Origin of the sequence: Streptomyces sp. NBC_00299, from assembly GCF_036173045.1 — a bacterium.
GTDB classification, from domain to species: Bacteria; Actinomycetota; Actinomycetes; order Streptomycetales; family Streptomycetaceae; genus Streptomyces; species Streptomyces machairae.
Genome location: NZ_CP108039.1, coordinates 3,529,736 through 3,545,574, shown reverse-complemented (window position 1 = coordinate 3,545,574; position 15,839 = coordinate 3,529,736). Strand labels below are relative to the sequence as shown.

Genomic DNA, 15,839 nt, shown 5'->3' with positions numbered 1-15,839 from the left:
GTCCTCGCGCGTGTCAGGTCGTGACCTCGGCCCCCGCCCAGTGGCATGCCACCTGTGCCTGCGGGCCCCCGCCGAGGATCTCCGGGCCCTCGGTCCGGCAGGCGTCCGCCACTCCCGCCCGTTCCGCCTCGCCGCTCGCCAGCACCTGGCAGCGGGCGTGGAAGCGGCAGCCGGAGGGGATGCGGGAGGGGTCCGGTGGCTCACCGGTGAGGATCACCGGGGCCCCGGGGGCCTCCGGCAGAACCGACAACAACGCCTGCGTGTACGGGTGTCGCGGTGCCGTCAGAACCTGCTCCACGTCTCCCGTCTCCACGATCCGGCCCAGGTACATCACCGCCACCCGGTCCGCGATGTTCCAGGCCAGCCCCAGGTCGTGCGTCACCACCAGCGCCGAAAGACCGAGGTCGGTACGCAGCCGCAGCAGCAGGGCGAGGATCTCTCCGCGTACGGAGGCGTCCAGCGAAGCCACCGGCTCGTCGGCGACCAGGAGTTCGGGTTCGAGGACCAACGCGCCGGCGATCACCACCCGCTGGCGCTGGCCACCGGACAGCTCGTGCGGATAGCGCAGGAAGAAGCGCTCGGGAGGCCGCAGACCCGCCCGGGCGAGGGCCTCGGCCACCGCCGTCCGCTCGTCGCCGCGGTGCCCGTGGATCCGCAGTCCCTCCGCCACCGCGTCGTACACCGTGTGTCGGGGATTCAGGGAGCCCGTCGGATCCTGCAGGACCAGCTGGACGCGCCGTCGGTACGCCTTCAGGGCCCGGGAGGAGCGGCGCAACTCCTCGCCGTCGAAGACGACCCGCCCCCGGGTGGGGGGCACCAGACCGAGCAGGGCGCGGGCCAGCGTGGTCTTGCCGCAGCCCGACTCGCCGACCAGGGCCACGATCTCCCCGGCGCCGATGTCGAGTTCCACGCCGTCGACCGCGCGGGCGGGCGGGGCGCCCTGCCGTCCGGGGTAGGTGACGTGCAGGCCCTGTGCGCTCAGCAGGCTCATGATCCGCTCCTGGTGTCCTGCGCCGCCCGTACGTGCACACACGCTGCCCGCCGGTCCTCGTCGGACGCGTACAGTTCCTGGTCGTCCACCGCGCAGGAGTCCAGCGCGACCGGACAGCGCGGGTGGAAGGCGCATCCGGTGGGCACGGCCGCGGGGTCCGGCGGGTCGCCCGGCAGGCCACGCGGGGCGAACCGGGAGGACACGTCGCCGATCCTCGGGAACGCTTCCGACAGCGCCCTGGCGTACGGGTGCCTGGCGTCCTCGTAGACCTTGCGGGCCGGCCCCTCCTCGATCACCCGGCCCGCGTACATCACCGCCAGTCGGTCGCAGGTGTCGGCGAGGACGGCCAGGTCGTGACTGATCGCGATCAGGCCCAGTTCCTGTTCCACTACGAGCTGTTCGATGAGCCGGAGGATCTGTGCCTGGATCATCACGTCCAGCGCGGTCGTCGGCTCGTCGGCGATGACCAGGCGCGGGTCGCAGGCGAGTGCCATGGCGATCATGACGCGCTGGCGCTGGCCGCCGGAGAGCTCGTGCGGATACGCCGACGCCCGCGCCGCCGGGAGCCCCACGTGCTCCAGGAGTTCGCCGGTCTTCTTCCGCGCGCCCGCCGGGGTCGCCCTGCGGTGCAGCACGATCGGCTCGGCGATCTGGTCCCCGACGCGGTGCACGGCGTTCAGCGAGTGCATCGCGCCCTGGAAGACGATGGACGCACCCGCCCAGCGCACCGCCCGTACCCGCCCCCACCGCATGGTGAGGACGTCCTCGCCGTCCAGCAGGACCTCCCCGCCGATCCGGGTCCCGGCGGGCAGCAGCCGGAGGAGGGCCAGGGCGAGCGTGGACTTGCCGCAGCCCGACTCGCCCGCGACACCCAGTTTCTGCCCGGCGGCCAGCGTCAGGTCCACCCCCCGTACGGCGGCCGCCCCACCCGGATAGGTCACCTCCAGGTTCCGGACCTCGAGCAGCGTCAACGGGCCACCCCCAGCCTGGGATTGAGGACCGACTCCACCGCGCGTCCGCACAGCGTGAACGCCAGCGCGACGACCGCGATCGCGATGCCGGGCGGCACCAGGTACCACCAGTTCCCGGAGCTGACCGCCCCCGCCTCCCGCGCGTCCTGGAGCAGCCCGCCCCAGGACACCACCGTCGGATCGCCCAGCCCCAGGAAGGCGAGCGTCGCCTCGGCGAGGATGGAGGTCGAGATCATCAGCGTGGTCTGGGCGAGCACCAGCGGCATCACGTTGGGCAGGACGTGCCGGGCCATGATGTGCCGGTGTCCACCGCCCAGCGCCTTGGCCCGTTCGATGTACGGCCGTGACTCCACGGCAAGCGTCTGCGCCCGCACCAGGCGGGCCGTGGTAGGCCAGGACGTCACGCCGATCGCCAGCACGACAGTGCCCAGCGAGCGGGACATCACGGTGGCCAGCGCGATGGCGAGGACCAGCGTCGGCATCACCAGGAACCAGTCGGTGATCCGCATGACCACGGTGGCGTACGCCCCCTTGTAGTGCCCCGCGGTGATGCCGACCAGCGTGCCGATCGCCACCGACAGGGCGGCCGCGAGCAGCCCGACCAGCAGCGAGACCCGTGAGCCCCACACCACCAGGCCCAGCAGGTCCCGCCCGAACCGGTCGGTCCCCAGCGGGAACTCGCCGCTGGGGCTCTCCAGCGGCTGCCCCGGCGCCCCGGTCACGCTGGACACGTCGGAGCCGACGGTGAGCGGGGCGGTCAGCGCCAGCAGCGCGAACAGCGCGAGCGCGATCAGCCCCGCCAGCCCCGTGCGGTGGGTGCGGTACGCGTTCCAGAAGCGCACGACGGACAGGCGCCGCCGCCGACGGGCCAGCGCGCGCGGCCCGGCCGCCTTCGACCCGGCTTCGTTCGTCCCGGTCCCACCGGTCCCGGTCGTCATCGGCCCACCCGGGGATCGAGCAGCGGATAGACCAGGTCGGCCAGGGTGTTCATGACGATCACCGTCCCCGCGAAGAAGAGGAACAGGCCCTGCACCAGCGGCAGATCGGGCACGCTCAGCGCCTGGTAGAACAGTCCGCCGAGGCCCGGCCAGGAGAAGACGGTCTCGACCAGGATCACGCCCGCGACCGTCCGGCCGAGATTGACGAAGATCAGGGTGACCGTCGGCAGCAGCGCGTTCGGCACGGCATGCCGGCGCCGGACCAGGTCGTCCCTGAGTCCCTTGGCCCGGGCGGTCGTCAGATAGTCGCTGCCCATCTCGTCCAGCAGCGCAGAGCGGGCCACCAGCAGGGTCTGGCCGTACTCGACCGCGACCAGCGTGATCACCGGCAGGACCAGATGGTGGGCGACGTCGAGGACGTACGCGAAACCCTCCTCCCCGCCCGACTCCATGCCACCGGTGGGGAACATCCCGGGAATCGGGCCCATCCCCACGGCGAACACGGTGATCAGCAGCAGCCCCAGCCAGAACGACGGGACGGAGTACAGCGTCAGCGCCAGGCCGGTGTGCAGCCGGTCGCCGAGGCCGCCGTGGCGCCAGGCCGAGCGTGTGCCCAGCACGATGCCGAGCAGGGTGTAGAGAACGAACGCGGTGCCGGTGAGCACCAGCGTGTTGGGCAGCGCCTCGGAGATCTTGTCGATGACGGGCGCGCGGAACTGGTACGACGTCCCGAGATCCCCGGTGAGCACCTTGCCGCAGTAGGCGGTGAACTGCTGCCACAGCGGCAGGTCGAGCCCGAACTCTCGTCGATAGGAGGCCAGTTGCTCGGCGGAGATGGGTCGGCCGCCCGTCATGGTCTTGACCGGGTCGCCGGGGATCAGCCGGAACAGGAAGAAGCCGGTGACGAGGACGGCGAGCAGGGAGACGGCGGCGCCGCCGACCTTGCCCGCGCCGTAGCGCAGATAGCGCGTGGTGCGCGCCCGCGGTTCCCGGACCGCGGGCGCGGCGGCCTCGACGGCCGGAGCGGAGGGTGCGTCGGCGGTCATGGGCGGCTACTCGCGATCCTCGGCGGTGGACCGGCGCCGCAGCGCGAAGAACACGCCCGCGCCGACGAGGAGTACGGCGCCGGCGACGATGCCGATGACGACGCCCGTCGACCCCGAGTCGCCGGAGCCGTCGGAGTCCGCCGGGGTGGCCGACCACCAACTCCAGTAGCCGTCCTGCCCGTAAATGTTGCCCGCCTTCGAGGGCATCGTCGTGATCGACTCGATCTGGTCCGTGCGGTAGGCCTCGACCGCGTTCGGATACGCCATGACGTTCATGTACCCGAGGTCGTAGAGGCGTGACTCCATCTGCTTGACGAGGTCCGCCCGTTTGGCCGGGTCGTACTCGGCGAGCTGCTTGGCGTAGAGGTCGTCGTACTGCTTGTCGCAGATGAAGTTGTCGGTCGCGCCGGTGTCTTTCGGAGTCGCGGGCAGCGCGGCGCAGGTGTGGATCGACAGCACGAAGTCCGGGTCGGGATTGACGGACCAGCCGTCGAAGGCGAGGTCGTAGGTGCCCGCGAGCCAGGGATCGGTGACGTTGTCCAGGCAGTCGAGGGTCACCCCGATGCCGAGCTCTCCCCACCACTCCTGGAGGTACTGCCCGATCGCCTTGTCGTTGGGGTCGGTGGCGTGGCACAGGAGGCGGTAGTCGATCGGTTTGCCGTCCTTGCCGACGCGCTTGCCGTCACCGTTCTTCTTGTAGCCCGCCTGGTCGAGGAGCCGGGCGGCCTCGGCGGGGTCGTGGGCGAGCTCCTGGCCGTCGGCCGGTTTCCAGAAGTAGGAGTCGAAGCGGGGCGGGATGTACCCCTCGCCCCGCACCGCGTAGCCCCGGAAGACCTTGTCGATGATCGTCTCGCGGTCGACGGCCATGAACAGGGCGTGCCGCACCCGCTGGTCCAACAGGGAGGGGTCGCCGTCGCCGAACTTCTCACCGTTCTTCGCCCGTGCCCCGGGGTTGACCGCCAGGGCGTAGAAGCGGCGACCGGGGGCGTCGTTGACGTGGACGTTCTTCTCGCCCTTGAGGGAGGACGCCTGGGCGGGTGTCAGGGACGGCGACCCGGAGACGAAGGAGACCTCGCCCTTGCGCAGGGCGGCGACCGCCGCGTCCTGGTCCTTGTAGTAGCGGAAGACCAGCTCGTCGAACTTGGGTGCCCCGCGCCAGAAGTCCTTGTTGGCCTTCAGCCGCACATAGCTGTCGGGTTTGTAGTCGGTGAGGATGAATGGCCCGTTCCCGACGATGGGGAACGTCTTGTCGTTGTTGAACTCGGAGAAGTCGCCGACCTTCTCCCAGATGTGCTTCGGCACGATCGGCACGTCCAGCGCCGTCATCGTGGCCTGCGGCTTCTTCAGCTCGATGACCAGCTCGGTCGGGCTCGGCGCGGTCACCTTGCGGAAGTTGGCGACGAAGCTGCCGTTGGCGGTGGCCGCGCCCTCGTCGGTCATCATCTTGTTGAACGTCCACGCCGCGTCCTCGGCCGTGGCCTGCTTGCCGTCCGACCACTCGGAGTCGGAGCGGATCGTGTACGTCCAGGTCAGCTTGTCCGGCGAAGGCTCCCACTTGGTGGCCAGGGCCGGGACGGCACGGGCGTCCTCGGGGTCGTAGTTGGTGAGGTACTCGTACATCAGCCGGTGAATGCTGGTGCTGAGGAGCCGGGAGGCCAGGAACGGGCTCAGGGAGTCGACGCTCTGTGCGACCGCGACGGTGAGGACCTTGTTGCCGTCCGCCGCCGTGGCCTGCTGGGGCACGAGTCCGGCCGCCAGCGTCAGGGCGGCGGCTGCGGTGGCGGCCAGGAGCCGCCGCCACGCTCTGCTGTGCTGCTCATGAGTACTCATGGTGGTGACCTCGCGTCATCGCTTGCACAGGGACGGCCTGTTCGACTGTCAGCGCTGTTCTGCGCGTGTTAACCGCGCATGAAACCCCATGTGGCCTGCGGAAACAGTGAAGTGATGAGATTGAGACAGCCAGTGGTCCACACCGGTGAAGAGCCCCTGGTTGCGGCATGGCGCCCCCGCGGTCACCCGTTGGCGCCGAACGGATCAACGGCGCCTCGGATGGCTGCCCTGCACGTGCGCGCGGGCCCACGGCTGCCGATATTGGCTGCCTAGGCGCGGTGAAAACACGGGTGCCGCGGTCAAGAGGAGGCATTCCATGCGCGGAGCCAGGCACGCCACATGGGTCGCGGGCGCGATGGCCCTTGCTCTTGCGACGACTGCCTGCGGAGGCGGGGGTGACAGCGGAGCCGGCGGCGAGGTGCTGAGCTCGTCGTGGACCGATCCGCAGAACCCGCTGGAGCCGGCCAACACCAATGAGGTGCAGGGCGGCAAGGTGCTGTCCATGATCTTCCGGGGCCTGAAGCAGTACAACCCGAAGACCGGCGAGGCCGAGGACATGCTCGCCGAGCGGATCGAGACCACCGACTCGCGCAACTACACGATCACCGTCAAGGACGGCTGGACCTTCAGCGACGGCGAGAAGGTCACCGCCAAGTCCTTCGTGGACGCCTGGAACTACGGGGCGAGCCTGAAGAACAACCAGAAGAACGCCTACTTCTTCAGCTACATCGACGGCTACGACAAGGTCCACCCGGTCAAGGGCGAGCAGAGCGCCGAGACCATGTCCGGTCTGAAGGTGGTCGACGACAGGACGTTCACCGTCCGGCTCAGCCAGAAGTTCTCCAGCTTCCCCGACACCCTCGGCTACAACGCCTTCGTCCCGCTGCCGCGCGCCTTCTACGACGACCACGGCGGCTGGCTCGCCAAGCCCGTCGGCAACGGCCCGTACACCGTGGAGTCGTACACCAAGGGTTCCGAGATGGGTCTCACGAGGTGGGACGCGTACCCGGGCCCGGACGCGGCCATGAACGCCGGCGTCACCCTCAAGGTCTACACGGACAACAACACGGCCTACACCGACCTGATGGCCGGCAACCTCGACCTCGTCGACGACGTGCCGGCCCAGCAGCTGAAGAACGTCCGCAGCGACCTCGGTGACCGCTACCTCAACACCCCGGCCGGCATCATCCAGACCCTGGCCTTCCCCCACTACGACAAGGCGTGGAACAAGCCCGGCTCGGTCAAGGTCCGGCAGGGGCTGTCCCGGGCGATCGACCGCGACCAGATCACCAAGACCATCTTCCAGGGGACCCGTACGCCCGCGACCGACTGGACCTCACCCGTCCTGGGCGCGGAGGGCGGTTACAAGGAGGGGCTGTGCGGTGAGTGGTGCCAGTACGACGCGGCCGCGGCGAGGAAGCTGATCGAGGAGGGCGGCGGGCTGCCCGGCGGGCAGGTGAAGATCACGTACAACGCGGACACCGGCTCCCACAAGCTGTGGGTGGACGCCGTCTGCAACTCCATCAACAACGCCCTGGACAACGACCGGGCCTGCGTCGGCAACCCGATCGGCACCTTCGCCGACTTCCGCAGCAAGAGCACGACCCAGAAGCTCTCCGGACCCTTCCGGGCGGGCTGGCAGATGGACTACCCGCTGACCCAGAACTTCCTCCAGCCGCTCTACTACACCAACGCCTCCTCCAACGACGGCAAGTGGTCCAACGAGGAGTTCGACAAGCTCGTCGACGAGGCGAACGCCGAGACCGACCCCGCGCGGGCCGTGGAGAGGTTCCAGAAGGCCGAGGCGGTCGTCCGGGACAACATGGCGGCCATCCCGCTCTGGTACCAGAACGGCAGCGCCGGCTGGTCGCAGCGGCTGTCGAACGTGGCCCTCAACCCGTTCAGCGTCCCCGTCTACAACGAGATCAAGGTCGGCTGAGTCCGTCATGGGGCGGTACGTCGTCCGGCGCCTGGTGCAGATGGTCCCGGTGTTCATCGGGGCCACCCTGCTGATCTTCCTCATGGTCAACGTGATGGGCGACCCCGTCGCGGGCCTGTGCGGCGACCGGCAGTGCGACGCGGCGACGGCGACCCAGCTGAGGAAGGAGTTCGGCCTCGACAAGCCCGTGTGGCAGCAGTACCTGACCTACATGGGGAACGTCTTCACCGGAGACTTCGGTACGGCGTTCAACGGCCAGGAAGTCACCGAGCTGATGTCGACGGCCTTCCCGGTCACCATCCGCCTCACGATCGTGGCGATCCTTATCGAGGTCCTCATCGGCGTCACGCTCGGCGTCGTCACCGGCCTCCAGCGGGGGCGCCCCGTCGACTCCGGCGTCCTGCTCCTGACCCTCGTCGTCATCTCCGTCCCCACCTTCGTCACCGGCCTGCTGCTCCAGCTGCTGCTCGGCGTGGAGTGGGGCTGGATCCGCCCGTCGGTCTCCTCATCGGCCCCCTTCGGCGAGCTGCTGATCCCCGGCCTCGTCCTCGCCTCGGTCTCCCTCGCGTACGTCACCCGGCTGACCCGCACCTCCATCGCGGAGAACCGGCGCTCCGACTACGTCCGCACGGCGATCGCCAAGGGACTGCCGAGGCACCGAGTGGTCACCCGGCATCTCCTGCGCAACTCCCTCATCCCCGTGGTCACCTTCATCGGCTCCGACATCGGATTCCTCATGGGCGGCGCGATCGTCACCGAGCGGATCTTCAACATCCACGGCGTCGGCTACCAGCTCTACCAGGGCATCCTGCGCCAGAACACACAGACCGTCGTCGGCTTCGTGACGGTCCTCGTCCTCGTCTTCCTCCTCTGCAATCTGGTCGTCGACCTGCTGTACGCCGTACTCGACCCGAGGATCCGCTATGCCTGAGCAGCCGTTCCAGTCCGAGGGGGCGATCGCCGGCAGCGGCGCGGGGGGCGCGGGCGGTGCGATGGAGCTGGCCGCGGGCGAGGCACAGACGCTGGAGCCGAGGCCGCCGGTCGGGCCGGCACCGCCGGGTCCGCAAGGAACGGGACCGCCGGGGCCGGGGCCGTCCGCCGCCGCCTCCGCGGGCGAACGGCCGCGCAGCCTCTGGTCCGACGCCTGGCAGGACCTGTGCCGCAACCCCGTCTTCATCATCTCGGGCCTGATCATCCTGTTCCTGCTCTTCATCTCCCTGTGGCCCTCGGCGATCGCCTCCGGCAGCCCGCTCGAGTGCGACCTCGCGAAGGCCCAGCAGGGTTCCGCGCCCGGCCATCCCTTCGGCTACGACGGCCAGGGCTGCGACGTGTACACGCGCACGGTGTACGGCGCCCGTACGTCCGTCGCGGTCGGCGTCTGCGCCACGCTCGGGGTCGCCGTCCTCGGCTCGGTGCTGGGGGCACTCGCCGGCTTCTTCGGCGGCCTGTGGGACTCGTTCCTCTCCCGCATCACCGACGTCTTCTTCGCCATCCCGGTGATCCTCGGCGGCCTGGTCCTGCTGTCCGTGGTCACCAGCAACTCCATCTGGCCGGTCATCGGCTTCATCGTGCTGCTCGGCTGGCCACAGATCTCCCGCATCGCCCGCGGCGCCGTCATCACCGCCAAACAGCACGACTACGTCCAGGCCGCCCGAGCCCTCGGCGCCTCCAACTCCCGGATCCTCCTGCGCCACATCGCACCCAACGCCATCGCACCGGTGATCGTGGTCGCGACCATCGCACTGGGGACGTACATCGCCCTGGAGGCGACCCTGTCCTACCTGGGCGTCGGCCTGAAACCCCCGAGCGTCTCCTGGGGCATCGACATCTCGGCCGCCTCCCCCTACATCCGCAACGCCCCCCATGCCCTCCTGTGGCCCTCCGGCGCCCTGGCCATCACGGTCCTGGCCTTCATCATGCTGGGCGACGCAGTCCGCGACGCCCTCGACCCGAAGCTGAGGTGAGGGGCCCCCAGTCCTCCCGGCCAAGCCCCCCCGCAACGCCCCCCATTCGAAAGTGAGGTGAGCCCCCGGCATGTTGCTCGAAGTGCGTGATCTGCAGGTGGAGTTCCGGACGCGGGACGGGGTTGCCAAGGCGGTCAACGGGGTGAGTTACGGCGTGGACGCGGGGGAGACGCTTGCCGTGCTCGGGGAGTCCGGGTCCGGGAAGTCGGTGACCGCGCAGGCGGTGATGGGGATTCTCGACATGCCGCCCGGGCGGATCACCGGGGGCGAGATCCTCTTCCAGGGGCGGGACCTGCTGAAGCTGAAGGAAGAGGAGCGGCGCAAGGTCCGCGGCGCCGAGATGGCGATGATCTTCCAGGACGCCCTGTCGTCGCTGAACCCCGTACTGACCGTCGGCGACCAGCTCGGCGAGATGTTCGTCGTGCACCGGGGCATGTCGAGGAAGGACGCGCGGGCGAACGCCGTGGAGCTGATGGACCGGGTGCGCATCCCGGCCGCACGAGAGCGCGTCAAGCAGTACCCGCACCAGTTCTCCGGCGGCATGCGCCAACGCATCATGATCGCGATGGCCCTGGCCCTCGAACCCGCACTCATCATCGCCGACGAGCCCACCACCGCCCTCGACGTCACCGTCCAGGCCCAGGTCATGGACCTGCTGGCGGAGCTGCAACGCGAGTACCGCATGGGCCTGATCCTGATCACCCACGACCTCGGCGTCGTCGCGGACGTCGCGGACCGGATCGCCGTGATGTACGCGGGCCGGATCGTGGAGTCGGCGCCGGTGCACGACATCTACAAGGCGCCCGCCCACCCGTACACCAAGGGCCTTTTGGAGTCGATCCCGCGCCTGGACCAGAAGGGCCAGGCGCTCTACGCCATCAAGGGCCTGCCCCCCAACCTCATGAACATCCCGCAGGGCTGCGCCTTCAACCCCCGCTGCCCGACGGCCCGGGACGTGTGCCGCACCGACGTGCCTGAGCTGTACGAGGTCTCCGAAGCACGGGGCAGCGCCTGCCACTTCTGGAGGGAGTGCCTGGATGGCTAGTTCCGCACCGGCCGAGCCGATTCTGGAGGTCAGCGGGCTCGTCAAGCACTACCCGCTCACCCGGGGCATCCTCTTCAAGAAACAGGTCGGCGCGGTCAGGGCCGTGGACGGCGTCGACTTCTCACTGCACCGCGGCGAAACCCTCGGCATCGTCGGCGAGTCCGGCTGCGGCAAGTCGACGGTCGCCAAGATGCTGGTCAACCTGGAACGCCCGACGGCCGGTTCGATCAAGTACAAGGGCGAGGACATCACCAGACTGTCCGGCCGCGCCCTGAAAGCCGTACGCCGCAACATCCAGATGGTCTTCCAGGACCCGTACACCTCCCTCAACCCCCGCATGACGGTGGGCGACATCGTCGGGGAGCCGTACGACATCCACCCCCAGGTCGCCCCGAAGGGCGACCGTCGCCGGCGGGTGCGGGAGCTGCTGGACGTGGTCGGCCTCAACCCCGAGCACATCAACCGCTACCCGCACCAGTTCTCCGGCGGCCAGCGCCAACGCATCGGCATCGCACGGGGGCTGGCGCTGCGCCCGGAGGTCATCGTCGCCGACGAACCCGTCTCCGCGCTGGACGTCTCGGTCCAGGCGCAGGTCATCAACCTGATGGACCGCCTGCAGAACGAGTTCGACCTCTCCTACGTCTTCATCGCCCACGACCTGTCGATCGTCCGGCACATCTCCGACCGGGTAGGGGTGATGTACCTAGGACGGATCGTGGAGATCGGCAGGGACGCCGAGATCTACGACCATCCCACGCACCCCTACACCCAGGCGCTGCTCTCCGCGGTCCCCGTCCCCGACCCGTTGGCCCGTGAACACCGCGCACGCATCATCCTCGCGGGCGACGTCCCGTCCCCGACGAACGTCCCGTCCGGCTGCCGCTTCCGCACCCGCTGCTGGAAGGCGGAGGAACGCTGCGCCCAGCAGGTGCCGGTGCTCGCGGTGCCGGACCGTCTGCGGGACCCGAGCGGACCCGAGGCCCACGACTCGGCGTGCCATTTCGCGGCGGCGCAAGGCAACGGGCCGGGGTGACATGGCGCACCCCGGCCCGCTTACGGCACCCGCACGGCCGTACGCTGTTCAGCCTCCACCGTCCGTATATCGGTGCCGCTTCGGTGAAGTTGCCTGCGTGTTAACGCAGTTCGGGCGCTTTTGAGCCGCTATGCCAGGGACCGCTGCAGGAAGTCCAGCTGGAGCAGCAGCAGGTTCTCCGCGACCGCTTCCTGCGGGGTCATGTGCGTGACGCCGGACAGCGGCAGCACCTCGTGCGGACGGCCCGCGGCGAGGAGGGCCGAGGACAGGCGCAGGGAGTGGGCGACGACCACGTTGTCGTCCGCGAGGCCGTGGACGATCATCATCGGGCGGTGCGGTTCGGCCGGGTCCACCAGGCCCGAGTCGTCGATCAGCGAGTTGCGGCGGTAGACCTCCGGCTGCTCGTCGGGGTGTCCGATGTACCGCTCCTGGTAGTGGGTGTCGTACAGGCGCAGATCGGTGACCGGCGCGCCGACGACCGCAGCGTGGAAGACGTCCGGGCGGCGAAGCGCGGCGAGCCCCGCCAGATAGCCGCCGAAGGACCAGCCCCGGATGGCCACGCGGGTCAGATCGAGCGGGAACCGCTCGGCGAGCGCGTGCAGCGCCTCGACCTGGTCCTGCACCACGATCGCCGCGATGTCGTCCTTGATGGCCTTCTCCCACCCGGGCGAGCGCCCCGGCGTACCGCGCCCGTCCGCGACGACCACCGCGAACCCCTGGTCGGCGAACCACTGTGAGGTGAGGTACGCGTTGTGCGCGGCGACCACCCGGGAGGAGTGCGGGCCACCGTAGGGGTCCAGCAGAACCGGCAGCGGGGTGTCACCGGCGTAGTCCCGAGGCATAAGCACAGCGCACGGGATGCGGCGTGCGCCCCCCTCGGTGAGTGTCACGCGCGGGGTCAAACCGGGATCTTCCGCATGCGACCGGACCGTCGCCACCGGCTTCCCGTCTCGCAGCACCTGGATCTGGGCGCCGGGCCGGTCAAGCGCATGGGACGCCAACACTGTCACGCCCCCAGCGCGCACCGCCGAGTGCACGCCGGGCTCCTGTGAAACGCGCTCCATGCCGAGCTCGTTCACCCGGTACACGTGCACCTCGCCGATCTCGGGAACGGCCGCGGCCTCGCCCGCCGACGCCGAGATCAGCACGTCGTCCGAGGTGACGTCCAGCACCGCGCGTACGTGCAACTGCGGTCCGGTCAGCGGGCGTTCCCCCACCGCGAGGACCCGCGCGCCGCCCTCGTCGGCGATGCGCACGAGATGCCCCGCCGGGCTCCAGCAGGGCACGCCAGGGAAAAGATCCAGCCATTGTGGATCTTCGTCAGCATGCACCATCCGGGTTGCCCCCGTCGCCGGGTCCACTGCCAGGAACAGCTGACTGTGCTGGTCGCGCGCCTGTACGAGCAGCAGCGGTGCACCCGCCGCTGACCAGTGGACTCGCGCCAGATACGGGTACCGCGCCCGGTCCCAGGAGACCTCGGTGCGCACCCCGCCCAGACCGATCACGAACAGCCGTACGTCCGCGTTCGGCGTTCCCGCCGCCGGGTACGCCACCCGCTGCGGCTCGCGCTCCGGATGCGCCGGATCGGAGATCCACCACCTGCGCACCGGCGTGTCGTCCGCCCGCGCCACCAGCAGCAGGTCCGACTCCGGACCCCACCAGAAGCCCCGGTAGCGCCCCATCTCCTCGGCCGCGATGAACTCCGCCAGGCCGTAGGTCACCCCCTCCGACTCCGGCTCGGCGAGCGCACGGTCGCCCTCGCCCTCGGCGCCCACCACCCGCAGGGCACCCTGCGCGACGTACGCGATGTGCCGTCCGTCGGGGGAGGGGCGGGGGTCGATCACCGGTCCGGGGACCGGGAGTTCACGTGCTGTACCGGCCCGCAGTTCGGCCGTGAAAAGCCGCCCTGACAAGGCAAAAGAGGCCAACTCGACGGCCGCGTCGGTGGCGTGGGAGACGATGCCGGCGCCGCCCTCACGGCTGCGCTCGCGGCGTGCCCGCTCCTCGGGCGAGAGGTCCTCCGAGGTGCCGCCCAGGAGGGCGCGCGGGTCGGCCGCCACGCGCTCCCCGCCGTCCGCGGTGTCGAGCACCCACAGCGAACTCGCCGGATCCGTACCGGAGGTGGAGCGCAGGAACACGACTCGGGAACCGTCGGGCGCCACCGTGAATGCGCGCGGAGCGCCGAAGGTGAACCTCTGGGTGCGGGCGTGCCGTCGGGGGAAGGACACAGGCTCGGTCGTCATGCCCCGACCATATTGGCCAGTGCGCCCCCTTGTGCGGCTGTGCGCCGATCGATGCGCACGGACGGATAGTTATGATCACAAGCGCATAGTGGGTATGAACCTGCTGGCTGCTGCATGGATTTATCTGCCCCCATAGTCCGACCCCCGCGCCTGGGATTCTTGGAGGTGAGCCGCCGTGGCACTCTCGATTTCGGCGGTGGTGCTGCTGGCGATCGTCGTCTTCCTGCTGGTCAAGAAATCAGGGCTGAAGGCGGGCCATGCCGTGGTCTGCATGCTGCTCGGTTTCTACCTGGCGTCCTCGACCGTCGCTCCCACCATCAGCGAGCTGACGACGAACATCGCGGGCATGATCGGCAGCATCAAGTTCTGAGCCGTGCCGGGCAGTGCTGTCGGTGCCGCCTCGTAGGCTGGGGCCATGACGGAACTGCCCGACCGGCGTCTGCTCCTGGTGCACGCGCACCCGGACGACGAGTCGATCAACAACGGCGCGACGATGGCCAAGTACGCGGCCGAGGGTGCCCGGGTGACCCTGGTCACCTGCACCCTGGGTGAGCACGGCGAGGTCATTCCCCCCGAGCTGCACCACCTGACCGGAGCCGAGCTCGGCGAACACCGCCTGGGCGAGCTCACGGCCGCGATGCGCGAGCTCGGCGTCGAGGACTTCCGTCTCCTCGGCGGCAAGGGCCGCTACGAGGACTCGGGGATGATGGGCATCGCCGACAACGACGACCCCGCGAGCCTGTGGCAGGCGGACGTCGACGAGGCGGCCCGGGAGCTCGTCGAGGTGATCCTGGAGGTACGCCCCCAGGTCCTCGTCACCTACGACCCCGACGGCGGCTACGGCCACCCCGACCACATCCAGGCCCACCGCGTAGCCATGCGCGCGACCGAGCTGGCAGCCGACGCCGGGTGGCGGATCCCCAAGATCTACTGGAACCGCGTCCCGCGCACGGTCGCCGAGGAGGCCTTCGCCCGACTTCAGGCGGACCTGCCCGGATTGCCCTTCGCCAAGGCCGCCACCGTCGGCGACGTGCCGGGTGTCGTGGACGACGAGCGGATCACCACCGTGATCGACGGCACCGCCCACGCCCCCGCCAAGGCCGCCGCGATGCGGGCGCACGCCACGCAGATCGACGTGGCCGAGCCGTACTTCGCGCTCTCCAATGAACTTGCGCAACCCCTCTTCACCACCGAGTACTACGAGTTGGTGCGCGGGGAGAGGGCGGCGCGGACGGAGTCCGATCTGTTCGCCGGTGTCGCCGTCGCCGTCGAGGAGGCGTCATGAGCTCGATGCTCGCCCAGCCGCTGAAGCGGCCCTCCGCCCTGCGGGTCCTCGTCCACGTCGGGCTCTTCGTGCTCGGCGCGGTCGTCGGCGTGGCCGGGGCGCTGGTGCAGCCCGCGTGGTTCCCGGGCGGCCTGCTGCTCGCCCTCGCGGGCGAGGCCGGGCTCTGCCTGGGCGCCGCCCGGGCGATGGGCAGCCGGGCCGCGGCCGTCGCCCCCGCCGGCGGCTGGATGATCACCGTCATCCTGCTCACCGCCAGCCGCCCCGAAGGTGACTTCGTCTTCGGCACAGGCGCCGCCTCCTACCTCTTCCTGCTCGGCGGCATGGCCGTGGCTGTGATCTGCGCCACCCTCGCGCCCGTGCGGCAACCGGGTGGCGACGGCGTCCGACTTGCCAAGTGACGTACCACTTCTCCACGCCGCACTCGTGCGAGTCCCGTGTGGGTTTCCCAGGCGGTCGTGGGATGCGGGCCGGAAGTGGCCAGTATGGTGGTGCGCGCCGCCGAGCCGTCCGAAGCAATGAGGTCGAACAGGCGGTGGAGCCAACCGGGAGAACCT

At 69.9% G+C, this 15,839-nt stretch carries 14 protein-coding genes; 8 read left to right on the top strand and 6 right to left on the bottom strand.

Features of this window, described 5'->3' with window-relative positions; genetic code table 11:
- Positions 1-13: 13 nt before the first annotated feature.
- The 5 genes from OHT51_RS15440 to OHT51_RS15420 are packed head-to-tail and all read right to left on the bottom strand — an operon-like array spanning position 14 to position 5,776.
- Positions 14-991 (bottom strand): ABC transporter ATP-binding protein, encoded by a 978-nt coding sequence (locus OHT51_RS15440; protein ID WP_328879514.1) that lies wholly within the window; start codon positions 989-991, stop codon positions 14-16.
- Positions 988-1,962 carry an ABC transporter ATP-binding protein gene (locus OHT51_RS15435; RefSeq protein ID WP_328879513.1) on the bottom strand — a complete coding sequence of 325 codons (975 nt, stop codon included), beginning with the start codon at positions 1,960-1,962 and terminating at the stop codon, positions 988-990. Before OHT51_RS15435 ends, OHT51_RS15440 begins: the two co-directional genes overlap by 4 nt.
- Positions 1,959-2,900, bottom strand: a complete 942-nt coding sequence (locus OHT51_RS15430) for an ABC transporter permease (protein WP_328879512.1) — start codon at positions 2,898-2,900, stop codon at positions 1,959-1,961. Before OHT51_RS15430 ends, OHT51_RS15435 begins: the two co-directional genes overlap by 4 nt.
- Positions 2,897-3,946, bottom strand: a complete 1,050-nt coding sequence (locus tag OHT51_RS15425; RefSeq protein WP_328879511.1) for an ABC transporter permease — start codon at positions 3,944-3,946, stop codon at positions 2,897-2,899. Before OHT51_RS15425 ends, OHT51_RS15430 begins: the two co-directional genes overlap by 4 nt.
- Before the next feature lie 6 nt (positions 3,947-3,952).
- Positions 3,953-5,776, bottom strand: coding sequence for an ABC transporter substrate-binding protein (locus OHT51_RS15420; RefSeq protein WP_328879510.1), 1,824 nt, complete (start codon positions 5,774-5,776; stop codon positions 3,953-3,955).
- 316 nt (positions 5,777-6,092) lie between these two features.
- Between OHT51_RS15420 and OHT51_RS15415 the strand changes: the two genes are divergently transcribed.
- The 5 genes from OHT51_RS15415 (at position 6,093) to OHT51_RS15395 (ending at position 11,757) form a co-directional block, all read left to right on the top strand.
- Complete coding sequence (locus tag OHT51_RS15415; RefSeq protein ID WP_328879509.1) at positions 6,093-7,715, top strand: peptide ABC transporter substrate-binding protein; 1,623 nt, start codon at positions 6,093-6,095, stop codon at positions 7,713-7,715.
- A gap of 7 nt (positions 7,716-7,722) precedes the next feature.
- Complete coding sequence (locus OHT51_RS15410; RefSeq protein ID WP_328879508.1) at positions 7,723-8,646, top strand: ABC transporter permease; 924 nt, start codon at positions 7,723-7,725, stop codon at positions 8,644-8,646.
- Positions 8,639-9,679 carry an ABC transporter permease gene (locus OHT51_RS15405; protein ID WP_328879507.1) on the top strand — a complete coding sequence of 347 codons (1,041 nt, stop codon included), beginning with the start codon at positions 8,639-8,641 and terminating at the stop codon, positions 9,677-9,679. The genes OHT51_RS15410 and OHT51_RS15405 overlap by 8 nt, the downstream gene beginning before the upstream one ends.
- A gap of 70 nt (positions 9,680-9,749) precedes the next feature.
- Positions 9,750-10,724, top strand: a complete 975-nt coding sequence (locus OHT51_RS15400; RefSeq protein WP_328879506.1) for an ABC transporter ATP-binding protein — start codon at positions 9,750-9,752, stop codon at positions 10,722-10,724.
- Complete coding sequence (locus OHT51_RS15395; RefSeq protein WP_328879505.1) at positions 10,717-11,757, top strand: ABC transporter ATP-binding protein; 1,041 nt, start codon at positions 10,717-10,719, stop codon at positions 11,755-11,757. Before OHT51_RS15400 ends, OHT51_RS15395 begins: the two co-directional genes overlap by 8 nt.
- 128 nt (positions 11,758-11,885) lie before the next feature.
- On the opposite strand, the gene OHT51_RS15390 is transcribed toward OHT51_RS15395, so the two are convergent.
- Complete coding sequence (locus OHT51_RS15390; RefSeq protein WP_328879504.1) at positions 11,886-14,000, bottom strand: S9 family peptidase; 2,115 nt, start codon at positions 13,998-14,000, stop codon at positions 11,886-11,888.
- Between the two features lie 175 nt (positions 14,001-14,175).
- Between OHT51_RS15390 and OHT51_RS15385 the strand changes: the two genes are divergently transcribed.
- The 3 genes from OHT51_RS15385 to OHT51_RS15375 are packed head-to-tail and all read left to right on the top strand — an operon-like array spanning position 14,176 to position 15,683.
- Positions 14,176-14,370, top strand: a complete 195-nt coding sequence (locus OHT51_RS15385; RefSeq protein ID WP_328423806.1) for a hypothetical protein — start codon at positions 14,176-14,178, stop codon at positions 14,368-14,370.
- A 45-nt stretch (positions 14,371-14,415) separates the two neighbouring features.
- Positions 14,416-15,285, top strand: a complete 870-nt coding sequence (gene mshB / locus OHT51_RS15380; RefSeq protein WP_328879503.1) for an N-acetyl-1-D-myo-inositol-2-amino-2-deoxy-alpha-D-glucopyranoside deacetylase — start codon at positions 14,416-14,418, stop codon at positions 15,283-15,285.
- Positions 15,282-15,683, top strand: a complete 402-nt coding sequence (locus OHT51_RS15375) for a DUF6113 family protein (protein WP_328879502.1) — start codon at positions 15,282-15,284, stop codon at positions 15,681-15,683. Before mshB ends, OHT51_RS15375 begins: the two co-directional genes overlap by 4 nt.
- Positions 15,684-15,839: the final 156 nt, after the last annotated feature.

What these genes read in the sequence shown, in the direction of transcription:
- OHT51_RS15440 (WP_328879514.1), bottom strand. Translation starts at nt 991, where the DNA reads ATGAGCCTGCTGAGCGCACAGGGCCTGCACGTCACCTACCCCGGACGG.
- OHT51_RS15430 (WP_328879512.1), bottom strand. Translation starts at nt 2,900, where the DNA reads ATGACGACCGGGACCGGTGGGACCGGGACGAACGAAGCCGGGTCGAAG.
- OHT51_RS15425 (WP_328879511.1), bottom strand. Translation starts at nt 3,946, where the DNA reads ATGACCGCCGACGCACCCTCCGCTCCGGCCGTCGAGGCCGCCGCGCCC.
- OHT51_RS15420 (WP_328879510.1), bottom strand. Translation starts at nt 5,776, where the DNA reads ATGAGTACTCATGAGCAGCACAGCAGAGCGTGGCGGCGGCTCCTGGCC.
- OHT51_RS15415 (WP_328879509.1), top strand. Translation starts at nt 6,093, where the DNA reads ATGCGCGGAGCCAGGCACGCCACATGGGTCGCGGGCGCGATGGCCCTT.
- OHT51_RS15410 (WP_328879508.1), top strand. Translation starts at nt 7,723, where the DNA reads ATGGGGCGGTACGTCGTCCGGCGCCTGGTGCAGATGGTCCCGGTGTTC.
- OHT51_RS15405 (WP_328879507.1), top strand. Translation starts at nt 8,639, where the DNA reads ATGCCTGAGCAGCCGTTCCAGTCCGAGGGGGCGATCGCCGGCAGCGGC.
- OHT51_RS15400 (WP_328879506.1), top strand. Translation starts at nt 9,750, where the DNA reads ATGTTGCTCGAAGTGCGTGATCTGCAGGTGGAGTTCCGGACGCGGGAC.
- OHT51_RS15395 (WP_328879505.1), top strand. Translation starts at nt 10,717, where the DNA reads ATGGCTAGTTCCGCACCGGCCGAGCCGATTCTGGAGGTCAGCGGGCTC.
- OHT51_RS15390 (WP_328879504.1), bottom strand. Translation starts at nt 14,000, where the DNA reads ATGACGACCGAGCCTGTGTCCTTCCCCCGACGGCACGCCCGCACCCAG.
- mshB (WP_328879503.1), top strand. Translation starts at nt 14,416, where the DNA reads ATGACGGAACTGCCCGACCGGCGTCTGCTCCTGGTGCACGCGCACCCG.
- OHT51_RS15375 (WP_328879502.1), top strand. Translation starts at nt 15,282, where the DNA reads ATGAGCTCGATGCTCGCCCAGCCGCTGAAGCGGCCCTCCGCCCTGCGG.